The organism is Acinetobacter sp. 809848 (assembly GCF_000581275.1).
Taxonomy (GTDB): domain Bacteria; phylum Pseudomonadota; class Gammaproteobacteria; order Pseudomonadales; family Moraxellaceae; genus Acinetobacter; species Acinetobacter pittii.
Map to the genome: position 1 here is coordinate 97,646 of NZ_JEXG01000002.1, position 24,654 is coordinate 122,299.

Here is a 24,654-nt window from a genome sequence, read left to right on the forward strand (position 1 = left end):
ATAAAAAAACCGCGTAATACGCGGTTTTTTTATGTGTGCTATTAAAATTATTAAAGATCAAGTGAGTGAAGCTGAATAGATGGAAACTGAAAACCACGGCAAGATAACTCTGAACGCCATGCCACGGTTAATATCATATTGCCAACAATAAAATTCTGATAAGCAAATGTCCCATTAAGTGGGTGAGAACAGACTCCACCATGATCGGTAGAATGTGCCTGAGTATTTAACGTATTTAAATCTAAACGTATACCTAATCCTGAAGCTTTTAAAACGGCTTCTTTTGTGGTCCAGACTTTGAACCAATATTCTCTATCTTGTTCTAAGCTTAGCCATGTTTCATATTCATCGGGATGAAAGGCATGTTTTGCTAAAGCATCTAAGCGTACATTTCGATCCAGTTCCTCAGCATCTACCCCAATATCTTTAACTTGTTCGCTCATGGCTAAAGCGTAGTATTGTTGGCTATGTGAGTGATTAAAATGCAAAGTGTGATTCAATAAATAAGGTTTACCATGTTCATGCTTGGCAAACTCCAATTCCATTGACGTGAGTTGGAGTTTCTCTGCAATCAGTCGATTTCTGACACTCTGTATTTGTTGTTTTTTATAATGATTAAATGAACGGAAGTCTGGAAAGTTTTGTTGTTCTTGTTTTAAAAACTCATTGAGCTTTCCTATATAAACTTCAATTTTCCTATCATTCATCTTTCTAAATCCATCCCATGAGGGACTAAAGCTAATATAAAAAATACCAATAACTTATTAAACCATGTAATAAAAAACCCAAAGAAAACTTTGGGTTTTTGAACAATAAAAAACTTAACGGTTAAATTTTTTCTCTGCTTTCTTAAATTTCTGAATATAACGACGGCGACGTGCAGCAGTACGTTCATCAACCTGACTCTTACGACCTTCAAACGGGTTTTCAGAAGTTTTAAAGTCAATACGAACTGGTGTACCTTCGAGTTTATACACTTTACGGAACACGTTTTCTAAATAACGGCGATAATCGGCAGGTGTCTTATCAACCTTATTACCATGAATCACAATAGTCGGTGGATTCTGACCACCCATATGTGCATAACGCATTTTAATACGACGACCGCTAATCATTGGTGGTTGATGGGCTTCTGTCGCATCACTCAAAATTTGAGTCAATTTAGCTGGTGATACTTTTAAGTTCGCAGACTCATAAGCACGGTGGATAGAAGGATATAAATCACCTACCCCAGTTCCATGTAAAGCAGAAATTAAATGGATTTTTGCCCATGGAATAAAGTCAAAACGACGCTCAACATCAAGCTTACATTGCTTGCGGTCATATTCAGACATGTTATCCCATTTGTTGATGGCAATAACCATGGCACGACCAGCTTCAAGCGCATAGCCAATTAAATGCAAGTCTTGCTCAACAATACCTTCACGCGCATCGACTACAACTACGACAACATGTGCATCTTTCATGGCTTGCAAAGTTTTAACAATTGAGAACTTCTCAATCATTTCATCAACCTTACCTTTACGACGCACACCTGCTGTATCAATTAAGGTGTATTTACGGCCTTCACGCTCAAAAGGAATGTAAATAGAGTCACGAGTTGTACCTGGTTGGTCAAATGCCACCACACGGTCTTCACCAAGCAGACGGTTGACCAGTGTTGACTTACCAACGTTAGGACGACCAATAATTGCTAAACGTAAGCCAGTATCTTTGTCATGTTCTTCAGGGTTTTCATCTTCTGGAACTTCTGCAAGTACATCTTCCAGCATTTGCTGTACGCCACGACCATGGCTAGCGGCAACTTGTAATGGTTCACCCATACCAAGTTTATAGAACTCAACTAAAGCTGCTTCAGCATGAACACCATCTACCTTGTTCGCAACAAGATAAATTTTCTTGCCTAAAGTACGTAGTTCACGAGCAATTTGCTCATCAGAAGCTAATAATCCGGCACGAGCATCAACCACAAAAATAATAATATCTGCTTCATTGATTGCTGTTTTTGACTGCTCGGCCATGTAGTTATCGATACCGCCTTCGCTCTCACCGATACCACCAGTATCAACAACAATGAAAGACTTATTTTGATAAGTCGCATCACCATATTTACGGTCACGAGTCAGACCCGCGAAGTCGGCTACAAGTGCATCACGACTCTTGGTAATCTGGTTAAATAACGTTGATTTTCCGACATTCGGACGACCAATGAGCGCAATAACGGGTTTCATACAATAACCTTAATTCAAGACCAGCCATATCTCATGGCATGAGCATTAGAAACAATACAGGAGATATATTTTAAGGTCAGATATGACCATAATAAAAGACGGGGCTTTGAACTGATTTAATTCAAACACCCCGATATTTTTTTAACAGCGTAATTTGTTAAGCGGCTATTTTAGCACAAGCAAACGAAATTAACGATTCTGCCAAATACTTAAATCGCCTTTTCTGGTCGAAACGTAAAGTTGGTTCTCAATAACACGTAATGTATTGACCTCACCACTTGTTTTTGAACGACCAATCAACTTACCTGTTGCAGGATCAACAAGATGTAATACGCCATCTAAATCACCAACAATAAGATCCGATCCCAACACAACAGGGTTACTTAAATGACGGTTTAATAAACTATCATTTTGCCAAACTTGTTCGCCTGTCGTTAAATCATAAGCAGTTAACTTACCATCAGTTGATGAAACAAATACTTTATTGTCATAAACTTCTGGACGCTTCGTGCTACTTGAGTCTTCACTCCAAACTACACGTTGAGAAGCTAGATCAGTTACGGTCACTTGTCCTTGGAAACTAGTCGTTACCATAAACTGTCCAGCAACTGCAGGATCACCATCGATATCAATCAAACGTTGAATATCAGAACGGCCTTCACTTACTGCAACACGGCGTTGGAAACGTGGAATACCACTAATCGTATCAATTGCATAAACATACGCATTCGCAGATGCGATTAATACGGTACGCGGGTCAAGACTCACCGGTGAGGCCTGACCACGTAAACTAAATTGGACATTTGGTAATTTATAAGCCCAAACTTGTTGGCCTGAACCAGCATCATGCGCAAATACAGTACCATCATTAGCAATGGTAATAACGCGTCCAGACTGAACTAAAGAAGGACTTAATAGTGCACCAGATAACTGTGCAGTCCACTTTTGTTCACCTGTTGCCTGATCTAAAGCAAAAAGTTGACCTTTACTATTACCAACAACAACAATTCCTTCAGCAGCTTCAACACCAGAGCTCAAGCCTAATTTGCTGACTTTTTTCTCCCAAATGCGTTCCTTGCCACGATATGCAGCGACCTCACCTTTTGGGTCAAGCGTAAAGACCACGCCCTCACTTGCGTCAAGCTGCAAACGTAATGGATCTGCCTTATCAGTAGAAGAAACACTGCGCGAAAACACGGGTACTAGAGTCTTTTTCGACTCAGTCAATTTCGGTAGTGGATTTGGTTTTGCTTCTTTTACTTTGTTGCTAGAACATCCCACCAGTACAGCTGATGCGATTGCAATTGCCAAAGGCAGTTTGAATTTCTGATTCATTAAGACTCTTCCACCTGTGTTTCCAAAATTGGGCGCTCAATCTGTGGATCTTCAACTAAAACGCCAACACTTTCGAGTTTAATTTGTAAAATTTGTCGTTCTTGTTTACGTTCCAGTAACGAATCCCATGCTGCCTGATACGCTTTTTTAGCAGAATCAACATCTTTCTTAGCAACAAAGATATCACCACGTAACTCTTCTACTGTTGCTTTAAATGCAGGATCGACGTTACCAGACAAGGTTTTTAGTGCTTCATCATATTTGTTTTGCGCCAATTGTGCATCTGCTAAACGCAATTTTACAACCTGAATCAAACCTTCATCTTTTACTTTTGAATTTTCAACTTTCTTCAATGCTTTTTCAGCAGCAGCATAATCCTGTTTTTCATAGGCTAATTTTGCTAATACAAACTGAGTCTGTATCGCCTGAACAGAATTGATATCATCTTTTACGATTTTATCTGCCGATGCAGTGACCGAAGTTAAAGCATTAGGATTATCAGCACTTGCATTTGCCTCATCCATTAACTGCTGTACTTTTGCAGTTTCTGTCTGGCTGCTCGCAAGATTTCTTTTTTGCCAATATTCCCACCCAAAAAAGGCAATCAATGCAATGAGAATCCCGCTAATCATGGCAGAACCATATTTTTTGGCGAACGACTTTAAGCTGTCGAATTGTTCTTCATCACTTACACTCATGTGATTGTCCTTTTCCAGATGTTTCAGTTTATTTTGTAAATTTTTCGATTAAGAATGGTACAAGCTCAGCCAGCGCAACTTGAGACTGCTCAGCTGTTGCTAACTCTTTGATAGCAAGTTGCTGTGCTTCCCATTCACGCTCACCTAAAATCATGGCGTAAACAGCCCCAGCCTGATCAGCTTTTTTCATCTGACTCTTCATACTGCCTTGTGAACCTGTTTTGATTCGAATACTGCTATTTTCAGCTTCTAACTGGTCACGTAATTGTTCCGCTAAAATCAAAGCCTTAGTTTGATAAGCAGGTTCTGCAACCAAGAAGACTTCACAATCACGAATAACTTGAGCCTGTTCAACTTGCTCAACCAGAAGCAATAAACGCTCCATCCCCATACCAAAGCCAACAGCAGGTACAGATTGATCTGGCTTACCTTTTAGCTGACCAACAAGACCATCATAACGACCACCGCCACACACCGTACCTTGCGAACCAAGTGCAGTTGTTGTCCATTCAAAAACGGTTTTATTGTAGTAATCCAGACCACGCACCAATTTTTGATTAATGACAAATTTAACACCCGCAGCAGTCAAATAGTCTTGTAATTGTTGGAAGTGACTTAAACTATCTTCTTTCAAAAAGTCATATAATTTCGGCGCATTTTCCAGAATTTTCTGAGTCGATTCAATTTTAGAATCCAAAATACGTAGTGGATTCGTTGTTAAACGGCGCTGTGAATCTTCATCCAACGCATCTTTATGCTCATTTAAAAACGCAACCAAAGCATTACGATACTCTGTACGCTCATCTTTTTCACCCAAAGTATTCAACTCAAGTTGAACCATGTGATCAACGCCCATACGTTTCCATAATCGAGCTGTCATCAAGATAACTTCAGCTTCAATATCAGGAGTCGCAACACCGAAAGTTTCCACACCAAATTGGTGGAACTGACGGTAACGTCCTTTTTGTGGTTTTTCATAACGGAACATAGGTCCCATATACCACACGCGTGGCGTAGCACCGCGCAACAAATTATGTTCAACCAAAGCACGAACACAACCTGCAGTACCCTCTGGACGTAAGGTTAATGACTCTGGTGGATTACCTTTGTCAAAAAAGGTATACATTTCTTTTTCAACAATATCGGTAGCATCACCAATAGCACGTTTAAACAAGCCCGTTTGTTCAACGATCGGCAAACGAATTTGTTGATATCCATAAGCATCCATTAAAGATGCTAAATGTTGCTCGAGACGTCTCCACGCTACTGTTTGCGTTGGCAAGATGTCATTAAAACCTTTGATTGCGACGATTGAACTCATGATGAACTACGAATAATTTCTTTAGATTTAGCTTCTTCAAGCTCTTGGACACGTTGACGAACCATAGTTTCGATTTCATCAACCAATTGATCGGTATCGATTAAATGGCTTTTTTCACCATTACGATAAACCAATGAGCGAGGCGCAGCCCCAACGACCCCGATATCGGCTTCTTTTGCTTCACCTGGGCCGTTTACTTTACAGCCAATTACCGACACATCCATTGGAGTACGAATATCTTCTAAACGCTCTTCCAATGCTTGCATTACCTGAATAACATTAAATTCTTGGCGAGAGCAACTTGGGCAAGCAATAAAGTTAATACCGTTAGAACGAAGTCCTAGTGATTTTAAGATATCAAAACCAATCTTGATTTCATCTTCCGGTTCGGCGGCAAGCGAAATACGCATCGTATCGCCAATACCTTCCATCAACAATCCGCCAAGGGCAATCGCCGACTTCACAGTACCTGTACGATAAATACCAGCTTCAGTCACACCTAGATGTAATGGGTTATCAATTTGCTTTGAAAGTAAACGATAAGCATCCATGGTTAAAAACACATTTGATGCTTTTACGCTGACTTTAAATTCATGGAAGTTGAGACGATCTAAAATATCAATATGACGTAGTGCTGATTCAAGCAGCGCCTCACCTGTAGGTTCGCCATATTTCTTTTGTAAATCTTTTTCTAAAGAACCCGCATTGACGCCAATACGCATAGAAATGCCATGATGACGCGCCGCAGCAACGACTTCACGCACTTTCTGGTCTGAGCCAATATTGCCTGGGTTAATACGTAAACAGTCTGCACCATAGTCTGCAACTGCCAGAGCAATTCTATGGTCAAAGTGAATATCAGCCACCAATGGAACTGAAACACGTTTACGGATCGCACCAAATGCCTCAGCAGCTTCCATAGATGGGACCGAAACACGCATAATATCAGCACCTGCATCAACGCAACGCTCGATTTGAGCAACGGTTGCATCGACATCGCAAGTTTCGGTATTTGTCATACTTTGCACACTAATAGGTGCATCGCCACCGACATACACCGAACCAACACGGATTTTACGTGTTGGTCGACGTTTAATTGGGTTCTCTATCATTGTATCGCTCAACTCATGGTATTAGCGGGATAAACGGAATTCTGCTTTACCGTTTACCGTATATGGAGACAATGAAATCTGTTCTTGGTTTAGACTTAATGACACAGCGGTTGCATCATCAAGACGAATCTGGAATGGAGACTCACCATTTAAGTTTAAAGTTGATGACTGACGACCTGTCGCCAAAACTTTACCTGTTGCATCAACAATATGAACAGAAGTTGGTCGGTTAAAGTTTAACACCAATTGGTCACCCACTGTTGAGGTGGTAGCCCCTTGCATAGGTAAAACTTCAACATTCGATTGATTTACTTTAGGTAAATCAGCATCTTCTTTCTTTGAAGTCCATTTTTGGACACCCATAACAAGCAATGACACAACAGCAAGAATTACAACAGCAAGAAATATGCGTTTTAACCATTTCTTATTACGATCACTATTAGAACCCGGGAGTTTACCCATGATTTTAATTGGCGAATTATTTAAGGCATGATTTGGTAACAGCCCAGTATCATTTGCATAAATCTCATCGAAACGCTGAATTATTGCCGTCGCGTCCGTATTTAAATATTTTGCATATGAACGGTAATAACCCTTAATGAAAGTCGCTTCCGGCAATGATTTATAGTCATCTTGCTCTAAAGCGGTCAAGGTCTTAACCGGCATATTTAAATCTGAAGAAACTTGCCCTAACTCTTTATTCTGAGCAACTCGAATTTGACGTAAATACTCGCCAGGACGTTGAATATTTCCTAAAGCAGAAGTCGGTAAGCTTGAGCCAGTTGGCTGCTGTGAATTAGGATTTATTTCCATACGGCCTCAGTACTATACTGTAATTGCAAATAACGTTGATATTCTGGACTTTCCGGGAACAAAGCACGTAACTGGTTTACTAACACTTGCATTCCCATTTTATCCGCATTGGCTCGAGCCACTCTTACACCAATCCAAAGTGCTCTTGCACCCTGATTTTTCTGCCCCACTGTACGAACATATTGCTCATACATTTGTGTAGCAGCCGGAATCTGCTGCTGCAAATAAAAAATTTCCGCTAACTCTAACATTGAAATATAAGAGTCGCGGTTAGCAAGGAGTGCTTGTTTGAATGTTTTTTCAGCATTCGCAACATCACCCAATTTTAAATAAATACGCCCCAGATTTTCTAATGCCTGATAGCGTTGGTCATAACCTAATGTTGCGCCAGCAATACGAAATTGCTCAACCGCATCATTATAACGCTCCATTTGATATAAATAAGTACCATAATTATTATGTGCTTGAGCATTATCCGGTTCAGATGAAATTGCTCTTTTAAAATAATGTTCTGCTTTTTCTAAATTGGGTTTGCTACCTTCTTGCTGTAGCAAAATACCCATCATCATATTTGCAGTAGCATCGCGGCTATCTACACTTAAAGCTTGATCAAGAGCTCGCTTTGCTGAGTCCAAGTCACCCGAACGGATATGTTCAGCAGCAAGTTGTGTACGCACCTTTACCGCTTTCTCTGGGTCTTTTTTTTGCGTATGCGTTGTCTGGCAACCACTTACCAGAAATGCAACTGCAATCCCCATACATAAGACCGTTTTTAACTTTGGAATACTCAAAGCCTGCCCTCAATTTATCCTTGTGTACGCAAAATCTCTTGACGCTGTGTGACTTTTTTCTGCCACTGTTCAGCACGGCGGGTTCTGTCAGCCACTTGACCTACTAACTGCCCACATGCAGCGTCAATATCATCACCACGTGTTTGACGAATCGTACACACAAATCCCGCATCAGACAAAGTTTTTTGGAACGAGATAATACGATTTCGGCTTGAGCGACCATATGGCGCATGCGGGAACGGGTTAAACGGAATCAAGTTAATTTTACTTGGTAAATTTTTTAATAATTTAATCATTTGCTGTGCATGTTCAGGCTGATCATTCACGCCTTCTAACATCACATATTCAATCGTCACATGTTTACGCGTACTTTCATTACCATCTTTGGCAATATAACGCTGACATGCTGCAATTAACTGAGCCAATGGATATTTTTTATTAATAGGTACCAATTCGTTACGTAATTCATCATTTGGCGCATGTAAAGAAATGGCTAAAGCCACATCAATATCTTTTGCAAGTTGATCAATTTTTGGTACAACACCTGATGTCGATAAAGTCACACGACGTTTTGACATGCCATAAGCAAAGTCATCTAGCATAATCTGCATTGAGCTTAATACAGCATCATAGTTGAGCAATGGCTCACCCATGCCCATCATCACAACATTGGTAACTGAGCGTTCGCGCTCAGCAACAGGCACTTCTTCCATATAAGAATAATTTGCCATCCAGAGTTGCCCAATAATTTCATCTGGCGTTAAATCACGTTGGAAACCTTGTTTACCTGTTGAACAAAATGAGCAATCTAATGCGCAGCCCACTTGAGAGGAAATACAAAGCGTTTTACGTAATCCAGTCTTATCTTCGGCAGGAATTAATACAGTTTCAACTAAAGAACCTGCACCCTCACCTACGCGAAACACCCACTTACGTGTACCATCTTTTGAGTAATGACGGTGAACCACTTCAGGAGCTTTAATTTCACAAATCTGTTCAAGCTTCGCACGTAGTTTGCCTGAAATATTGGTCATTTCAGCAAAGTCAGTAACAAAGTATTGATGTATCCATTTCATGACCTGTCCGGCACGAAACTTTTTCTCGCCAATATCTTCAAAGAATTTTTCTAACTCAGGACGAGACATGCCGAGTAAATTCACTTTATTTTCGGCAGCAGGGATTACCGGCGTGGACGAAGATTGCTGCTGTCCATCAAGATTTTCAGATGAAACGACCACTGCAGAACTCATGTGTATTTACCTAAACCATGTCAAAAAACTGAAGATATTGTTCAAGAATCAAACAATATTCTCTTAAGAGAATAAAAAAACCAGATAAGTAGTATACCACTTATCTGGTTTGAATGCTTTCGATTAACGAGTGCGTGGGCAGATCTCGTTGTCAGCAAAGAAGTAAGCAATTTCACGCTCTGCAGAAGCAACTGAGTCAGAACCGTGAGCAGCGTTTTCGTCGATGCTTACAGCGAAGTCAGCACGAATCGTACCAGGAGCAGCTTCTTTAGGGTTTGTAGCGCCTAAGATTTCACGGTGTGCAAGAACTGCATTTTCGCCTTCAAGAACAGATACTACAACTGGACCAGAAGTCATGAATGCAACTAAGTCACCAAAGAAACCACGTTCTTTATGCTCAGCATAGAAACCTTCAGCATCAGCTTGAGAAAGGTGTTTCATTTTAGTCGCAACAATTTTTAAACCCGCTTTTTCAAAACGAGCAAAAATTTCACCGATGTGGTTTTTAGACACTGCATCAGGTTTTACGATAGACAAAGTACGTTCAATAGCCATGAGTGGCTCCTTTATTTTAAGATTTAAACTTTAAAAAAATTTGCCGCATTATACCGATGTCATAGGCAATAATCAGCTTTGAATGTGTAAAAGTTGCGATTTTTCTACTATTTTTAGCGAACTTCGTCTATCCAGGCCATCTGAATGCCTTCTAGCAATCCTTCTGTCGATTTATTTGGGTCATCACTGAAGTCTGGCAATGCGCACACCCATGCATGTAAATCGGTAAAACGGATCCATTGCGGATCAACTTCTGGATGTGCTTCTGACAATTCAATGGCAATATCAATGGTATCTGTCCAACGTAAGCCCATAGCGGCTCCTATCTGTTTAATCTGCTAAATCACGAACTGTGTACTTTAGCAAATCCACAAACTTAATCGATAGCTTAAGCTGATAAAAATTACCGATGCTTATAAAGCGATGTTCAATAATGGCGCCACAAAAATAATCGTAGCCGCGACCGCTGCACCAATTAGCGCACCAACAATCACATCACTTGGATAATGAAGACCCAGTACCATACGAGACAAAGCGACAAGCACCATAAATGGGAACATGGCAGCAAGCAAAACTGGCTGGATGTAACCCAATACAATTGTCACCATGACTGCATGAAGTGTGTGGCCTGATGGAAAACTAAAGTGATCAAGCGGTCTTTCACCAAGCACAATCACCTGATGCACCTGATAAGGACGTGGTCGCGTTGTCTTATGTTTTAAAAATTTATAAATTGCTGTGCCGACAGAACCACCTAGCAACAAGTAGATAATTTGCAAGCTATAGGTGATACCTTGCATGCCCCACACGATTGCCAACATTAGATACCAAAATGGACCATCACCAACACGACTGATAATTTTGAAAAAAAGGGCAACACGCTGTGAGTGAGAGAAATTGTTCAGATATAAACAGCCTCTCAAATCTAAATCGAGTATTTTTATTTTTGCATTCTTAAATTTCATGGTCATTCTCCTATCTTAGGATACTTAGGTGAAGTCCAACGAGGGCTCCTTCACTACCTGATAAAATGCCTGCTCCAATTGCTGAACCGGAAGTTGCCAACCGCTTTGCTGTACTTTATGACAGGCTTGTACGCCCATTTCTCTAAGTTGTTGTACCGAAGGAAGCTGATAAATTTGTTGTATAAAGTGGTTTTTTTGTCCAAGTGGGCTTAACCAGCCATTCACACCATGTGTTAAGTATTGATGTGCACATGCATAATCATACGCTATAACTGGTAAACCGCTTGCCATTGCCTCTAAAACTACGTTACCAAACGTTTCAACTTGACTCGCAAATACGAATACATCTGCACTCGCATAGGCAGCCGCCAAATCCTGACCTCTTAGACTTCCGGTAAAGATAACACCCTTCGCTTCAGGTAGTGACTTTAAACGAGCAAAATCTGGGCCATCTCCCACAATAACTAATTTAGTTTTATGTGGCTGAATGGTTTTTAGGTTCGCATAACTTTCAATGAGCACTTGCACTTCTTTTTCGGGAGACAAACGCCCCACATAAAGCATAACGCGAGTATTATCATCAGCATCCCATTGTTTTCGCAAATTTTCAGAGCGATGCTTCGGTGAAAATCTGGTCGTATCTACGCCACGCCCAACGACAACCAGTGGACAAGTAATACCAAAACCGCGTAATGCTTCTTGAGTATCTTTACTCGGCACACAGGTCACTTGAGTGTTATTGTGAAACCAGCACAGGTATTTTTGAATCGGTTTGACTAAAAAAGCCAAATCGAAGAAACGACTAAAGTCTTGAAATGGCGAATGAAAGCCGCTCGAAACAGGAATAGCTTTTGCCTTAGCAGCCTGCATGGCGGTTAAACCTAACGGCCCTTCAGTCACGATGTGCACAACATCTGGCACAAACTTTTCAAAAGCTTTCGATACTTTTAAATATTGTGGCCAACCAAATTGTAAAGTTGGATATTTTGGAATCGCCTGCGACATCACCAGACATTCTTGCTCTGGCGTAAAGTCATGACATTTCGCTTTTTGCTCTGGGCGAATCAGTAAAATCTTATGCCCCTGTTTTTGTAAACCTTGGCATAACTGCAATAATGAAAGTGCCACACCATTGATTTCGGGTGGCCAAGTTTCCGTTACAATCGCAATTTTTAAACGTGGGCGCACCAAATCATGCAATGAATGTGCATTAGATAGCTGCTGCTTTTGTTTAAAAAAGAATTGGAAGCTTTCAGGAAGTTGCTGTTGTTTTAATAGTGCTGTCGCATATGAACTTTGCATAGCGCCATCCATCAATGTATTTATTTTCATGCTTAAAGATTAAGCAGTTTTTTTGACATTTTGATGATAAATGCATGACAGTTTACTGACATGAAAAATAAAAAAAGCACACTGATGACAGCATGCTTTTTCTTAAATTCTAGTAACTCTTAGCGATTTTGCAATTTTGCATAATCCATGAGTACATTAGCAGCTTCAGTCACAAAAGTTTCCTCTTCTGGTAACGCTGGACGTTGCGATGCTTTCATTTTAGCGCGAGATTCAGCTAGAGCATCTAATGAAGCTTGATAGCTTTCCCAGTTTGCAAAAGGCTTTTGACCCGTTGCAGCACGGCGTTCATTTTCTGCATCTAAAGTTTGTTTCTCTAAGCCAAGTAATTCAGCACGGCGCTTATCAATATCAAGTACTACTTGTTTTTGATCACTCGTCACCTTAGCAATCGCAGTACGTTTATTTAGATATTTAAACTGAGCGTCATTGCCAACACGTTGTTCAGAGAATTGGGACAACTTTGTCACATAAGGCTGAACAGAACCCTCTCGTTTAAATGGTGCAGTAGGAATTGTGTCCCACTTCAACGCATTCTTCGATTTACGCTCACCAAACTCTTCGTTATAGATGTCGACGAGTTTAATGTCTGGCACTACACCTTTATTTTGTGTACTACCACCTGTAATACGATAGAACTTACGCTGAGTTAAAGTCGCTTGACCATATGCCAGAGTATCAAGTTGTACCTGAGCTGTACCCTTACCAGTGGTTGTACTACCAATAATAATACCGCGCTCATAATCTTGAATTGCAGCAGAGTAAATCTCACTTGCCGATGCAGATGCCAAGTTCACCAATACCGCGAGTGGACCTGTATAAATTTGCTGACCGCCATCGTTATCTTCAAACACGCTTACGTTGCCATTCCCATCACGAATTTGTACTACCGGGCCAGACTTAATCACCTGCCCCAACATACGTGCAACTTCTTCTAATGAGCCACCCGGGTCATTACGTAAGTCAATAATAATACCTTCTACTTTTTTCGCTTTTAGCGCCTCAAAAGCATTTGCAGTATCTTCAGAAACTGAACGATATTGTTTACCCGCACGACGTGAACGATAGTCAAAATAGAACGATGGAATTTCAATTACGCCCAACACATGCTTTTTACCATCACGTGTCACTTCAACTGTGCGTGAACGAACACCAGCATCTTCTTCTTGAATAACATCGCGTACTAAAGTCACATTACGAGCCTGACTCATTGATGCGCCAGCACCAAGAAGTTTTAGCGTGACTTTCGTTCCGCGCTTACCACGAATAAGCCCAACAATTTCAGAACTTGTCCAGCCAATCACATCAATCATTTTCTCGCCTTCTTGAGCGACACCAATGATTCGATCTCCTGATTTCACTTGACCAGACTTACTTGCAGGGCCACCTTCTACAATGGTTTCAATTTTGGTGTAATCTTCGTTGCCACGTTCTGGACGAATCGACACACCAATACCTTCAAGCTGCAAGGTAGTTTGGCGATTAAGTTCTATCGCATCAATTGGCGGGTAATAGTTACTATGTGGATCATAAGTTGCCAACATTGCATTTAATGTTTTATCCAAGACGTCATCGCTTTTCACACGACTAATTCTTTCAAGCTGACGCGTATAACGTTTAGTTAACGTTTGGGCTGGCGTTAAATCTTCTGGGCCAGTTAAGTCTTGCCCATTTGCAAGTGAAGGATTCTCTTTAAGCGCTTTTTGCTTCGCCTGCTCTTCTTCACGGCTAATGGTTAAGTTGATTAACTGTGAAACCAACATTTTTCGCCAATGATTCTGTTGCTCAGCAGTCGTTTTAAAATATGGTGCTTTTTCACGATCAACTTCAATATAACTATTAGGCTGCTTTAAATTTTGCTGTTGTTTTAACTCAGCTAACATGAACTCATAAAATTGTTTTAAGCGTTCACGATATTGCTGATGAATTGCAAACGGTCCAGTTAAATTCCCCGCTTTTAATGAAGCACCAAAATTTGAACCATATAGTTTTTTATAATTTTGAACTTCAGAATCTAGAAATAATGAGTGATCTGGATCAAGGCTATCTAAATACATATCCAGAATACGATTTGATGTGTTCGCATCCAGACGCATATTTAAATAATGTTGACGATCAACTAAAGTTGCCAGTTGGCGAGCCACCAAAGCCTGTTCTTGCGTTGGCTGGATTGATTGAGAAACCGCAGCAGTATTGGTTGCCGCTCTCGCTTCATTCATCGTATGAGAGAAGAATAAACCGCCAGTCGCGATCGCTACTGCACAAGCTATAGTTTGAAGTTTCATAAATTTTTAATACTTCCTTGGGTGTTCCTATCTTACACGCTCTGTTTTCGATATGAACTAAGCAGATTCAAAATCTTAACCAACTAAATTGTTTATACCGTGTAGTTTTATCATATTCTGTACTGACAAAATGTAGCAAAACATTGCAAAATTCGCTTATTGTTTTTCAATCAAAATTCAAATGGAACCAATATGATTGGCGCATTGATGCTGGACATCGCCGGCACAGAACTTACTCAAGAAGATATTGAACTATTACGCGCTCCGCAAGTCGGTGGCATGATTTTATTTGCACGAAATATTGAATCTCCACAACAAGTACGTGCTTTAACCGACCATATGCGTCAAATTCGCCCAGATATTTTGATTGCTGTTGACCAAGAAGGTGGCCGAGTTCAACGACTAAGATCAGGTTTTACCGTATTACCAGCCATGGGCCGTTTTGGGGATTTATATTTAACTCAACCTCAAAAAGCACTTGAGCTGGCTGAACAGTGCGGTTGGTTAATGGCAACAGAAGTTCTTGCAGTCGGCATCGATTTTAGTTTTGCACCAGTTTTAGATCTTAATGCAATTAGTGACGTGATTGGCGACCGTGGCTTCTCTAAAAATATTGAAGATATTGCCCCACTTGCAGGCGCATTTATGCAAGGCATGAAAAAAGCTGGAATGGCAAATACGGGCAAACATTTCCCAGGCCACGGTTCTGTGAAAGCCGACTCTCATGTTGCTGCTGCAATCGACAGCCGTAGCTATGACGAAATTTATAACCATGATATGCAAAGCTTCATTAAGCTTATGCCTCAGCTTGATGCGCTCATGCCTGCACATGTGATTTATGATCAAGTTGATCCAAATCCAGCAGGTTTTTCACCTTTCTGGATTCAAGAAGTTCTACGCAAGCGTTTGAAGTTTGATGGTGTACTTTTCTCTGATGACTTAAGCATGCAGGCTGCTTGTGTCGCAGGGGGGGCAGATGCGCGTATTCAGGCTGCTCTAGCGGCTGGGTGTGACATGGGACTGGTGTGTAATGACCGAAGTGCAGCCTGTACAGCGCTCGAAGGTATTACAAACTTAGAACTACCAAACCAAGAGCGTTTAGAACGCATGCGCGGCCAAATTCCACAAATTCAGATCGGTGAAACCTTATCGCTTGGAAATGAGTGGCAAGCTGTCAAAACAGCCATTGAAGAGTTTAAAAATTCGATTTAAGTTAGTAAAAATTTTAATTGGCTACAAAAACCTATTCACTATCTGATACGCGGTTAAGTCATACGCAACCTACTCATCTGCTGAAGGATATTGATTGCTTCAATATATTTGATAGATTCAGAAAGTGAACAGGTTTTGCGTATGACAATGGTTTTGGTTACTTTTCCCGAAAGAAAAGTAACTCCAACTGAAAGTTCATCCCAAAATGCTAACCTAATTGACAGGACTCCGTCATGCAGGTTCATTCAACATCAATGCAGTAAAAATTCTTCATTTTTATAAATAATGAAGATCACACAAAAACAATAAATCGAGTTCAGGACGAATGACACAACAACTTTCAAAACACCGCCACATCTCTTTTACAGCCCACTATACGGGTTATATCTGGTATCAAATGGGAATCTCTCATGAAGCACTTGCCACAACCAAAGGCAAATCATTGGCATATTTAGTTCACCCGATAGAATCATGGGCAGAGAAATATGTGGGCGGTAGCATGCGCACGACGCTCAAACAACGCCACACCATGCTTGATCACCATTTAGAACAACTCATTCAAGAAAATTCTGATTTACAGGTGCTTGAAATAGCATGTGGCTTGTCGCCACGTGGCTGGTGGTTTAGACAACATTACCCTTCTATTACCTATCGGGAGCTTGATTTGCCCGATATGGCACAAACCAAACAAAATGCGTTACAGCAAATTGAAAAAAATGCACCTGAAATCTTATCAGTTGATTTATTTACAGAAGCTTTTGCACAAGCATTTGAAGTATTTGACCCTAACCGCCCACTGGTTGTGATTAGTGAAGGTTTAATTAATTATTTTGATAAAAATTTATTAAAACAATTGATCCAATCGATTGGCCACTATGGTGTTACTTTTAAAAAGTTTCACTATTTAACAGACCTCTACCCTGAACCAGTTAAAAACAAACTTGCTAGTATTATCTGGAATAGTAGTAAGTTACTTAAACTCATGTCTCGCAGTTCATTTAGTTTTCATTTCAAAAGTCCACAAGAAGTTAATGACTTTTTTAAAGATACAGAATTTGAGCAGGTTACTATTGAACAGCCACAAATATTTTTTGGGGAAGTTTCTCAAGATAGCCATGAAGAGCATTTAGGCGACTTAGTTTGGATTATTCACGCTCAAATAAAATAATAAATGGAAGTCTCATAATTTTTGAGACTTCCACTTATGAAAAAATTAAATTTTATACGGCTAGCTTTTGGCGAGCGATAAAACGACTTAAACGGTCAGCAAGCTCAAAACTGCCATGTTTAAATAAAGCACGTATTCCTTGTTCAGTAGCTTCAAAGATTAAACACTCAATCGAGAAAGGACCTTCTTCATCTTCTAAATGCAGTGCCAAATCACGTGGATGATCATTCACAAAATCAAGCTGCGAAATATCATCCATTTTTAAATATATCCCAAAGAAAGTCACGTCAACAATCGTCACTGGCACTTCTGTTTTACATTCACGATGGCTCAGTTGAGTGTTCGGTTGCAAAACTGGAACTCGCTCTTCACCACGGCGCTCCATCTTTTGCATCTGGTCACGCGTCATTGGAATAATACCATCTAGATTTTGGATAGATTCACCCTTCAAAAATGAAGTGAACAAACTCATGGTTTCTTTACGGCGCTGTAATTGAGGCACATGATCAGCGTTTGCAATAAGCGCAAATTCCATATCTGGACATTGCAAAGCAAAATTGGCATTTTCATGAGGCAGAGTAAAACTGTCGTACTGCCCTGCTGCAACCAACGTTTTGCACTCTGGAATAGGTACATCTGTTAAACGCAAAAGACGATTACAGTTAATTTCATAACGTTCTCGCTCAGTCCCCGTAAACTCGGCCATTTGTCTAAAAAATAACTTTTTAGCGGTTGGTGACATACGAGTTTTATCTAATTTTGCATGATTAACTAAATACAAAATCACAGCTTGCCCAAACTCTTCCATGCGGTTTTCTTGCATGAGTTTGAGTGACTCTTCCAAAATCATTCGCCAACTTTTACGAGTCTTCTGCATAACTCCCATCAAGATCATACGATCCATCAGGTCAGGACGGTGATGAGCAAAACAAGAGGCAATCACGGAACCTAAAGACATTCCCATTACAGAAACTTTTTGTATTCCAACGATATCTAACCAACGTCCTAACATTTCAGATAAATCAGGAAGTTCTAAAGTACCAGCAGACACTCCTGTGTCGCGATTGGTAATTTGCTGATTTGCACCCATTGAAGGTAAGTCAATTAAAATAACCGGACCACTTTCAAACAATTGTTCAACACAATATTTATAAGAATTAAAATTCTGGAAAGCACCACCAACAATCACAATCGGCGTTTTGTGAATCGTTTTAGGATCGGCAATTGCCATATATTCAATTTTCCAACCGTCAATCCATGTTGTACGAGCAGGTTGTTTAAAACTATCTCTATGGTAGATATCGAAAAAGCCAAAACCGGCATAAGCTTGGTTGATCTCCGAATCCATTTGAATAATGGAATTCATATCCTTGCTTCCTCCTTGCTGTAATTTTTTTATGCTGCAAGAGTTCCTTCTTGAACACGTAATCTTTTATGCACAAAACTTTAAATTTTGTATTAGTTTGTATTGCACAATAACATTCTAAACAATTGTCTGAAATATACGCAATCGCTGAAATGACCGCTCATCTTGTTTAAGTCGCTAATAGTTTGCAAAATATTTAAATGTTTTTTTATGGCGGTCACATTTTTGAAAAAAAGCCATTCATTGTTCCGCATTTGACTGCTACTATCTTACTCATTGGTAAATGATTAAAAAATGCTATGCAAGATTCAATTGAACAATATATGCAAAAAGTTGGGCAACAAGCACGCGAGGCCTCACGCGTCTTAACAAGTGCTTCTACCTCACTAAAAAATCATGCACTCTCTGCTATTTATACTGCTTTGGAAAATAATCAGGCAGCAATCTTGGCGGCGAATCAAATCGACATGGATAAAGGTCGTAGCAATCAGCTCGACAGTGCCTTACTTGATCGTCTTGAGCTTACGCCCGCACGCTTTAAAGGGATGTTGCAAGGTTTAAAAGATGTGATCGCGCTTGTCGATCCAATTGGAGAAATTACTGATCTTGCATATCGCCCCACAGGCATTCAAATTGGAAAAATGCGTGTACCTTTAGGTGTTGTTGGTATGATTTATGAATCACGTCCAAACGTAACACTTGAAGCTGCATCTTTAGCGATTAAATCAGGTAATGCCATTATTTTACGTGGTGGTTCAGAAGCACTCGAGTCAAATAAAGCAATCGCAGAAGCAATTAAGCATGGTTTAAAAGTTGCCGGTTTACCTGAGCATTCAGTACAAGTCATTGAAACTTCTGACCGTGCAGCTGTTGGTCATCTCATCACCATGGCTGAATATGTAGATGTCATTGTTCCACGTGGCGGTAAAAGCTTGATTGAGCGCGTAACCAACGAAGCGCGTATTCCGGTGATTAAACATCTTGATGGTAACTGTCATGTATTTGTTGAAGCACAAGCAGATTTGCAAAAAGCATTACCAATTACTTTAAATGCAAAAACACATCGTTACGGTGTTTGTAATGCGATGGAAACGCTGTTGGTTGATGAGAAAATTGCAGACGTTTTCTTACCGCACATTGCTGAACTGTATGCTGAAAAACAAGTTGAGTTACGTGGCTGTCCAGAAACACGCCGTATTTTGGGTGCCTCTGTAAAACCTGCAACAGAAGAAGATTGGTACACCGAATATTTAGGGCCAATTCTTGCAGTTAAAGTGGTGAGCGGGATTGATGAAGCAATTGACCATATCAACAAATATGGTTCACATCACACTGATGCAATTGTGACTGAAAACTACACTTTAGCTCGTCAGTTCTTGGCTCGTGTAGATTCAAGCTCAGTTGTGATTAATGCATCAACTCGTTTTGCGGATGGTTTCGAATATGGTTTAGGCGCTGAAATTGGTATCTCCACCGATAAAATCCATGCCCGCGGCCCAGTTGGTTTAGAAGGCTTAACTTCACAAAAATGGATTGTGTTAGGTGACGGACAAATTCGCCAATAATTAAATCTATGAGTTCAAATAAAAACGCCTGATCAATTTCAGGCGTTTTTTATTATTCAAGTTATAAGTCACTATAAAAAAGCCAGCCCGAAGGCTGGCTTTTTATTTTTATATTTATTAGAAAATAAAGTCCGTATTCACAAATTTAGAATAGTGCTCAGATACCATAGAGGCCAACATGCCCTTACTGTCATCTGTCTGCTTAGCAGCAATCATGGAACGGATAGAGAACGCTCGCAGAGCATCATGCACAGACAGTGTACCTTCCGCAGAATCTTTACGACCACCGAACGGGAACACATCAGGGCCACGCTGACATTGACAGTTGATGTTCACACGACAAACCTGATGAACCAGCGGATCAACCAAGTGACCAATTTGCTCAGGGTCGCTACCAAAAATACTCACCTGCTGACCATGATCAGAAGTAGTGACATAGTCCAGCACAGTTTCAATGTCATCGTAAACAGAGACTGGTATCACTGGACCAAACTGTTCTTCGCGATACAGCCTCATTCCCTCACTCACTGGATAAACTACAGCTGGATAGAACATCGTTTTGCAGAATTCACCGCCTTCCGGATTAACTACTTTTGCCCCTTTAGCTACAGCATCTTCAATGACTTCAGTCATGTAGGTCGTACGGTGCATACCTGGTAACGGAGTAATAAACACACCTTTTTCCCAAGGCATACCCACTTTAAGTTTGGCCAGCTCAGCCGTTAAGCGGTTAACAAATTCATCTGCTATTGAACGATGTACCATCAACATTTTGAGTGCGGTACAACGCTGACCATTAAACGACAATGCACCCAGCAGACACTCTTTCACTGTTAGATCCAAGTCGGCATCTGGCAGAATAATAGCGGCATTCTTCGCATCTAGCCCCAAAATCGCACGCAGACGGTGAGATTTAGGATGTTGCTTCTTCAAATGATCAGCTACTTTACTAGAACCAATCAGTGCCAGTACATTAATTTGCCCAGATGCCAGTAGATGGGGTACCACTAGAGAACCTGGTGCATAAATGGTATTGATCACACCTTTTGGAAATGAATCACGGAACGCTTCTAGTAACGGTTCAAACAACAATGTCCCAAATTGAGGTGGTTTAAAAATGATGGTATTACCCATCAGCATGGCTGGGATCAGAGTCGCAAAGGTTTCGTTCAGTGGGTAGTTGTATGGTCCCATACACAACACGACACCTAATGGAGTACGACGGATTTGTCCAATCGTACCTTCAGCAATTACAAAGCGGGAGTTGGCATTATCCAAATCTTTCAGGGCATCAATCGTTTGACGCATGTAGGTAATCGTACGGTCAAATTCTTTCTCTGAATCCGCCAAGCTTTTGCCAATTTCCCACATGATCAGCTTAATAATTAGATCTCGCTGTTCCACCATGCGCTGAATAAATTTTTGCATACAGGCAATGCGCTCACCAACCTTCATCATAGGCCATTCGCCACGACCATTGTTGTAAGCCCTTACCGCTGCCTCTAGTGCTTCATCGCTTTCTTTTTCGCCCATGACCGGATAACTACCAAGTTCAACTTGCTCTAGGCTACCGTCAGGCTGCTGAATCCAGATTGGAGATAATGTTTTCTTGGTTGCACCAGCCCATAGCTTCAACTCACCATCCACGAGTGAGACACGCTGATGAATTTGGGAGGGCAGACGCACACTTTCAGGAATACTGTCCACTACTGGGAATTTAAGCTGTAGATTATTTAACTGATTCATTCTTCTTAATACCTTATTATTCGTATGTCTTTTATATATTCCCGAACTCGCCACTGTAATCAGGTTTTATTCAGGTCAATATCACTATTATTATCCGTACTCACCTTGCTTGAACCGTAAACCACAAGGTGAATATCTTAAAGCGTTGGTAATCTTTCTAGATGAATTTACCCCCGACACACACTATCAGTCACCCCTAGCTTCTGGATGACTTGTTCAATGATCTGTTCTGGTGTGAGAGCAATATCAATAGCAATTGCTTCATTCACATCAGGTTCCTCTAATGTGTCTAGCTGTGTTTGTAGCAACGCTGGGTCAAAAAAATGACCTGATCTTTCTGCAAGTCGTTGCTGTAATAACTCATAAGAACCTTTTAAGTAGACAAACTTAACATTTTGGTCCTGCCCTCTTAAAATATCGCGATACATGCGTTTTAAAGAGGAGCATGTAAATACAGCTGTTTCACCGTCTCTTTGTTTGGTTTCAATGACCTGACGAATTGCTTGTAACCATGGCAAGCGGTCTTCATCAGTTAAGGGAATGCCTTGACTCATCTTACTTTTATTTGCAGCTGAATGAAGCGTATCGCCATCAAGGAACTCACAAGCCAAACGCTCTGATAACAACTCACCAATTAGGGTTTTACCTGTTCCACAGACACCCATTGCAATCACAATCATGGATTACCCACCTTTAATTATAAAATAGTGCTAAGCAGTAGCGTGAAAGATAAACCCAACACTGAAATGATCGTTTCTAATACAGACCAAGTCTTGAGTGTCTGCCCTACTGTCATACCGAAATATTCTTTGATTAACCAGAATCCTGCGTCATTTACATGTGAGAAAACTAATGAACCCGAACCTGTGGCAAGTACTAAAAGTTCTGGTCTAACAGCAACACCCGCCGTAGCTGCAATTGGAGCAACAATGCTACACGCTGTAGCCATAGCCACCGTTGCCGATCCTGTTGCCAAACGAATTAATGCTGCAACAAACCAGCCCAACAATAACGGCGACAGGTTTGCCTTCAACGCTGTAGAAACAATCTCATTAGAAATACCGGTGTCACGCAAAATGCCGCCAAAACCACCACCAGCACCTACAATCAACATAATCCCAGCAATAGAAGCTAAACACCCACCACAGAATTTTTCAATTTGTTCACGGTTAAAGCCCTGCATCGTACCAAAGGTAATAAAGCTGACCAGCACGGCAATGAGTAATGCGATATCAGAAGTACCAATGAAACGCAGTAAATCATTTGCGAAAGTCTGTGGTGCAAAGAACAGATCAGCCCAGCTTCCAACCAACATTAATACGACAGGCAGCATGATTGTGAATAAGGTAATCCCAAAACTTGGTAGCTCACGAGTTCTATTCGTATCTGCTTCAATAAACTGCTTCGCTAACGGGTTATTCTCAGGCAATTTGACGTATTTGTTGATCCACAGTGCATACAGTGGTCCAGCAACAATAGCCGTTGGCACACCAACGATCAGACTATAAGCAATTGTTTTACCAATATCAGCATGATAAGCCTGTACTGCCAACAGTGCTGCTGGATGTGGTGGAATTAAGCCATGCACAACCGACAAACCGGCAACCATTGGCAAGCCAACAACCAGTAAGGATTTACCTGTTCGCTTGGCAATGTTGAATGCAATTGGAATGAGTAGAACGAAACCTACTTCGAAAAATACGGGAAGGCCAACAATAAGGGCAATAAACATCATGGCCCAGTGAATATTTTTCTCACCAAACCATTTAATTAGGGTAATTGCTATTCGCTCTGCGCCACCAGACTCGGCCATCATTTTACCGAGCATTGTTCCTAGTGCGATTACAATCGCGAGGTGACCTAAGGTTTTACCTGTACCGGCTTCATAAGACTTAACAATATCACCCATTGGCATGCCAACAGCCAAGGCTAAACCGAGTGAAACAATAATGAGAACTAAAAATGGATAAATTCTAAACTTCGCGATCATGACCACTAAAGCAATAATCGCGATTACAGTGTAGATCAGTAACATGCCACCCTGAACCGTCTCCATGGGACACTTCTCCTTGGAATAATTATTTAGGCACACTGCCTAAACAAGGGTCTTCAACCACAGTAATTCCTACTGTTAAGACATTAAATTTTTATATTTAGGTGTGACCAGCAAAAACTGGTCACATCAATACAGCCTTTAAAGCACATAAAATGCACTTCATTTTTTATAAATATTGTCTACATTTACAAAGCTCTCAACTGACTCGCAATTTGTGCCAAGCGAGTAATTTCAGACCAGTCTTGGGCAGCTACTGTAGCTTTAGGTGTTAACCATGAACCACCTACACAAACCACGTTAGGTTGTTTTAAGAAATCTGGCGCTGACTCTGCCGTAATTCCACCAGTCGGACAAAAGCGCAAGTTTGGAAATGGACCATAAAATGCTTTTAGCATCTCAACACCACCTGCCTGTTGAGCTGGAAAGAACTTCACAATGTCATAACCCAATTCAATCGCTTGAATTAGGTCACTTGGTGTCATCACACCCGGCAATAGAGGTAAGCCAGCATCTTGCGCAGCCAAATGCAGATCTTTAGTCAAACCAGGAGATACCCCAAATTGAGCACCTGCTTTTTTGGCTTGAGCACAGTGTTCTGGTTTGGTAATCGTACCTACACCCACCACAATGTCATCGGCCAACTGGCTAGCACGCTCAATAGCAGCAAGACCTGCAGTGGTACGTAACGTAATCTCGAGAACTTTCACGCCACCTGCATGTAAAGCACGTGATACATCCTCACCTTGCTCAGCAGAATCAAATGCCAATACAGGGATAACTGGGCCTAATTTGACGATATCTTCAATTTTAATCATTATTTTTCAGTTCCTTTGAT

General features: G+C 40.8%; 22 protein-coding genes. 3 read left to right on the forward strand and 19 right to left on the reverse strand.

The features are described 5' to 3' along the window. Positions 1 to 50: 50 nt before the first annotated feature. The 14 genes from J536_RS06875 to J536_RS06940 all read right to left on the reverse strand — a co-directional run bounded on the left by J536_RS06875 (position 51) and on the right by J536_RS06940 (position 14,706). Positions 51 to 707, reverse strand: coding sequence for a 4'-phosphopantetheinyl transferase family protein (locus J536_RS06875; protein ID WP_017482040.1), 657 nt, complete (start codon positions 705 to 707; stop codon positions 51 to 53). A gap of 114 nt (positions 708 to 821) precedes the next feature. Then, positions 822 to 2,231, reverse strand: coding sequence for a ribosome biogenesis GTPase Der (gene der / locus J536_RS06880; RefSeq protein WP_005066184.1), 1,410 nt, complete (start codon positions 2,229 to 2,231; stop codon positions 822 to 824). 189 nt (positions 2,232 to 2,420) lie between these two features. After that, positions 2,421 to 3,566, reverse strand: a complete 1,146-nt coding sequence (bamB, locus tag J536_RS06885; protein ID WP_005066182.1) for an outer membrane protein assembly factor BamB — start codon at positions 3,564 to 3,566, stop codon at positions 2,421 to 2,423. Further along, positions 3,566 to 4,264: a YfgM family protein gene (locus J536_RS06890; protein WP_005066180.1), complete on the reverse strand. Its 699-nt coding sequence runs from the start codon at positions 4,262 to 4,264 to the stop codon at positions 3,566 to 3,568. The genes bamB and J536_RS06890 overlap by 1 nt, the downstream gene beginning before the upstream one ends. Before the next feature lie 28 nt (positions 4,265 to 4,292). Beyond that, positions 4,293 to 5,585, reverse strand: coding sequence for a histidine--tRNA ligase (gene hisS, locus J536_RS06895; protein WP_017482039.1), 1,293 nt, complete (start codon positions 5,583 to 5,585; stop codon positions 4,293 to 4,295). After that, positions 5,582 to 6,697: a flavodoxin-dependent (E)-4-hydroxy-3-methylbut-2-enyl-diphosphate synthase gene (gene ispG / locus J536_RS06900; RefSeq protein WP_002115078.1), complete on the reverse strand. Its 1,116-nt coding sequence runs from the start codon at positions 6,695 to 6,697 to the stop codon at positions 5,582 to 5,584. Before ispG ends, hisS begins: the two co-directional genes overlap by 4 nt. Positions 6,698 to 6,718: 21 nt before the next feature. After that, the gene (locus tag J536_RS06905) at positions 6,719 to 7,510 is read right to left on the reverse strand and encodes a helix-turn-helix domain-containing protein (RefSeq protein WP_017402542.1); all 792 of its coding nucleotides are present in this window, start codon (positions 7,508 to 7,510) and stop codon (positions 6,719 to 6,721) included. Then, positions 7,501 to 8,301 (reverse strand): type IV pilus biogenesis/stability protein PilW, encoded by an 801-nt coding sequence (pilW, locus tag J536_RS06910; RefSeq protein WP_002114699.1) that lies wholly within the window; start codon positions 8,299 to 8,301, stop codon positions 7,501 to 7,503. Before pilW ends, J536_RS06905 begins: the two co-directional genes overlap by 10 nt. Positions 8,302 to 8,315: 14 nt before the next feature. Then, positions 8,316 to 9,551: a 23S rRNA (adenine(2503)-C(2))-methyltransferase RlmN gene (rlmN, locus tag J536_RS06915; RefSeq protein WP_002115097.1), complete on the reverse strand. Its 1,236-nt coding sequence runs from the start codon at positions 9,549 to 9,551 to the stop codon at positions 8,316 to 8,318. Positions 9,552 to 9,674: 123 nt separating this feature from the next. After that, positions 9,675 to 10,106: a nucleoside-diphosphate kinase gene (gene ndk, locus J536_RS06920; RefSeq protein ID WP_000963851.1), complete on the reverse strand. Its 432-nt coding sequence runs from the start codon at positions 10,104 to 10,106 to the stop codon at positions 9,675 to 9,677. A 113-nt stretch (positions 10,107 to 10,219) separates the two neighbouring features. Then, on the reverse strand, positions 10,220 to 10,420 hold the full coding sequence (gene iscX, locus J536_RS06925; RefSeq protein WP_004698764.1) for a Fe-S cluster assembly protein IscX: 201 nt from the start codon (positions 10,418 to 10,420) through the stop codon (positions 10,220 to 10,222). Between the two features lie 99 nt (positions 10,421 to 10,519). Next, positions 10,520 to 11,071: a phosphatase PAP2 family protein gene (locus J536_RS06930; protein ID WP_017482038.1), complete on the reverse strand. Its 552-nt coding sequence runs from the start codon at positions 11,069 to 11,071 to the stop codon at positions 10,520 to 10,522. A 24-nt stretch (positions 11,072 to 11,095) separates the two neighbouring features. Next, positions 11,096 to 12,385 carry a glycosyltransferase family 4 protein gene (locus J536_RS06935; protein ID WP_080777103.1) on the reverse strand — a complete coding sequence of 430 codons (1,290 nt, stop codon included), beginning with the start codon at positions 12,383 to 12,385 and terminating at the stop codon, positions 11,096 to 11,098. 137 nt (positions 12,386 to 12,522) lie between these two features. Further along, entirely contained in the window at positions 12,523 to 14,706 is a 2,184-nt protein-coding gene (locus J536_RS06940; RefSeq protein WP_017482036.1) for a carboxy terminal-processing peptidase, read from the reverse strand. Positions 14,707 to 14,898: 192 nt separating this feature from the next. Between J536_RS06940 and nagZ the strand changes: the two genes are divergently transcribed. Then, the gene (gene nagZ, locus J536_RS06945) at positions 14,899 to 15,918 is read left to right on the forward strand and encodes a beta-N-acetylhexosaminidase (protein WP_017482035.1); all 1,020 of its coding nucleotides are present in this window, start codon (positions 14,899 to 14,901) and stop codon (positions 15,916 to 15,918) included. Positions 15,919 to 16,243: 325 nt separating this feature from the next. Next, on the forward strand, positions 16,244 to 17,086 hold the full coding sequence (locus tag J536_RS06950; RefSeq protein ID WP_032062475.1) for a class I SAM-dependent methyltransferase: 843 nt from the start codon (positions 16,244 to 16,246) through the stop codon (positions 17,084 to 17,086). Between the two features lie 52 nt (positions 17,087 to 17,138). Here the strand turns inward: J536_RS06950 and J536_RS06955 are convergent, their stop codons facing one another. Further along, positions 17,139 to 18,452 (reverse strand): alpha/beta fold hydrolase, encoded by a 1,314-nt coding sequence (locus J536_RS06955; protein WP_032062477.1) that lies wholly within the window; start codon positions 18,450 to 18,452, stop codon positions 17,139 to 17,141. Between the two features lie 299 nt (positions 18,453 to 18,751). On the opposite strand from J536_RS06955, the gene J536_RS06960 reads away from it, so the two are divergent. Further along, positions 18,752 to 20,017, forward strand: a complete 1,266-nt coding sequence (locus tag J536_RS06960; protein ID WP_005066156.1) for a glutamate-5-semialdehyde dehydrogenase — start codon at positions 18,752 to 18,754, stop codon at positions 20,015 to 20,017. 117 nt (positions 20,018 to 20,134) lie between these two features. Here J536_RS06960 and J536_RS06965 read toward each other — a convergent pair whose 3' ends face one another. The 4 genes from J536_RS06965 to eda all read right to left on the reverse strand — a co-directional run bounded on the left by J536_RS06965 (position 20,135) and on the right by eda (position 24,634). Continuing rightward, on the reverse strand, positions 20,135 to 21,763 hold the full coding sequence (locus J536_RS06965; RefSeq protein ID WP_032062479.1) for an NADP-dependent glyceraldehyde-3-phosphate dehydrogenase: 1,629 nt from the start codon (positions 21,761 to 21,763) through the stop codon (positions 20,135 to 20,137). A gap of 167 nt (positions 21,764 to 21,930) precedes the next feature. Beyond that, positions 21,931 to 22,443, reverse strand: a complete 513-nt coding sequence (locus J536_RS06970; RefSeq protein WP_009390752.1) for a gluconokinase — start codon at positions 22,441 to 22,443, stop codon at positions 21,931 to 21,933. Positions 22,444 to 22,460: 17 nt separating this feature from the next. Next, positions 22,461 to 23,819 carry a gluconate:H+ symporter gene (locus J536_RS06975; protein WP_002115035.1) on the reverse strand — a complete coding sequence of 453 codons (1,359 nt, stop codon included), beginning with the start codon at positions 23,817 to 23,819 and terminating at the stop codon, positions 22,461 to 22,463. 185 nt (positions 23,820 to 24,004) lie between these two features. Further along, the gene (gene eda / locus J536_RS06980; RefSeq protein WP_032062480.1) at positions 24,005 to 24,634 is read right to left on the reverse strand and encodes a bifunctional 4-hydroxy-2-oxoglutarate aldolase/2-dehydro-3-deoxy-phosphogluconate aldolase; all 630 of its coding nucleotides are present in this window, start codon (positions 24,632 to 24,634) and stop codon (positions 24,005 to 24,007) included. Between the last annotated feature and the right edge of the window lie 20 nt (positions 24,635 to 24,654).

What these genes read in the sequence shown, in the direction of transcription:
- J536_RS06905 (WP_017402542.1), bottom strand. Translation starts at nt 7,510, where the DNA reads ATGGAAATAAATCCTAATTCACAGCAGCCAACTGGCTCAAGCTTACCG.
- ispG (WP_002115078.1), bottom strand. Translation starts at nt 6,697, where the DNA reads ATGATAGAGAACCCAATTAAACGTCGACCAACACGTAAAATCCGTGTT.
- bamB (WP_005066182.1), bottom strand. Translation starts at nt 3,566, where the DNA reads ATGAATCAGAAATTCAAACTGCCTTTGGCAATTGCAATCGCATCAGCT.
- nagZ (WP_017482035.1), top strand. Translation starts at nt 14,899, where the DNA reads ATGATTGGCGCATTGATGCTGGACATCGCCGGCACAGAACTTACTCAA.
- J536_RS06930 (WP_017482038.1), bottom strand. Translation starts at nt 11,071, where the DNA reads ATGAAATTTAAGAATGCAAAAATAAAAATACTCGATTTAGATTTGAGA.
- ndk (WP_000963851.1), bottom strand. Translation starts at nt 10,106, where the DNA reads ATGGCTATTGAACGTACTTTGTCTATCGTAAAACCTGATGCAGTGTCT.
- rlmN (WP_002115097.1), bottom strand. Translation starts at nt 9,551, where the DNA reads ATGAGTTCTGCAGTGGTCGTTTCATCTGAAAATCTTGATGGACAGCAG.
- J536_RS06955 (WP_032062477.1), bottom strand. Translation starts at nt 18,452, where the DNA reads ATGAATTCCATTATTCAAATGGATTCGGAGATCAACCAAGCTTATGCC.
- J536_RS06960 (WP_005066156.1), top strand. Translation starts at nt 18,752, where the DNA reads ATGCAAGATTCAATTGAACAATATATGCAAAAAGTTGGGCAACAAGCA.
- J536_RS06970 (WP_009390752.1), bottom strand. Translation starts at nt 22,443, where the DNA reads ATGATTGTGATTGCAATGGGTGTCTGTGGAACAGGTAAAACCCTAATT.
- iscX (WP_004698764.1), bottom strand. Translation starts at nt 10,420, where the DNA reads ATGGGCTTACGTTGGACAGATACCATTGATATTGCCATTGAATTGTCA.
- J536_RS06940 (WP_017482036.1), bottom strand. Translation starts at nt 14,706, where the DNA reads ATGAAACTTCAAACTATAGCTTGTGCAGTAGCGATCGCGACTGGCGGT.
- der (WP_005066184.1), bottom strand. Translation starts at nt 2,231, where the DNA reads ATGAAACCCGTTATTGCGCTCATTGGTCGTCCGAATGTCGGAAAATCA.
- eda (WP_032062480.1), bottom strand. Translation starts at nt 24,634, where the DNA reads ATGATTAAAATTGAAGATATCGTCAAATTAGGCCCAGTTATCCCTGTA.
- hisS (WP_017482039.1), bottom strand. Translation starts at nt 5,585, where the DNA reads ATGAGTTCAATCGTCGCAATCAAAGGTTTTAATGACATCTTGCCAACG.
- J536_RS06965 (WP_032062479.1), bottom strand. Translation starts at nt 21,763, where the DNA reads ATGAATCAGTTAAATAATCTACAGCTTAAATTCCCAGTAGTGGACAGT.
- J536_RS06975 (WP_002115035.1), bottom strand. Translation starts at nt 23,819, where the DNA reads ATGGAGACGGTTCAGGGTGGCATGTTACTGATCTACACTGTAATCGCG.
- J536_RS06950 (WP_032062475.1), top strand. Translation starts at nt 16,244, where the DNA reads ATGACACAACAACTTTCAAAACACCGCCACATCTCTTTTACAGCCCAC.
- J536_RS06875 (WP_017482040.1), bottom strand. Translation starts at nt 707, where the DNA reads ATGAATGATAGGAAAATTGAAGTTTATATAGGAAAGCTCAATGAGTTT.
- J536_RS06890 (WP_005066180.1), bottom strand. Translation starts at nt 4,264, where the DNA reads ATGAGTGTAAGTGATGAAGAACAATTCGACAGCTTAAAGTCGTTCGCC.
- J536_RS06935 (WP_080777103.1), bottom strand. Translation starts at nt 12,385, where the DNA reads ATGGATGGCGCTATGCAAAGTTCATATGCGACAGCACTATTAAAACAA.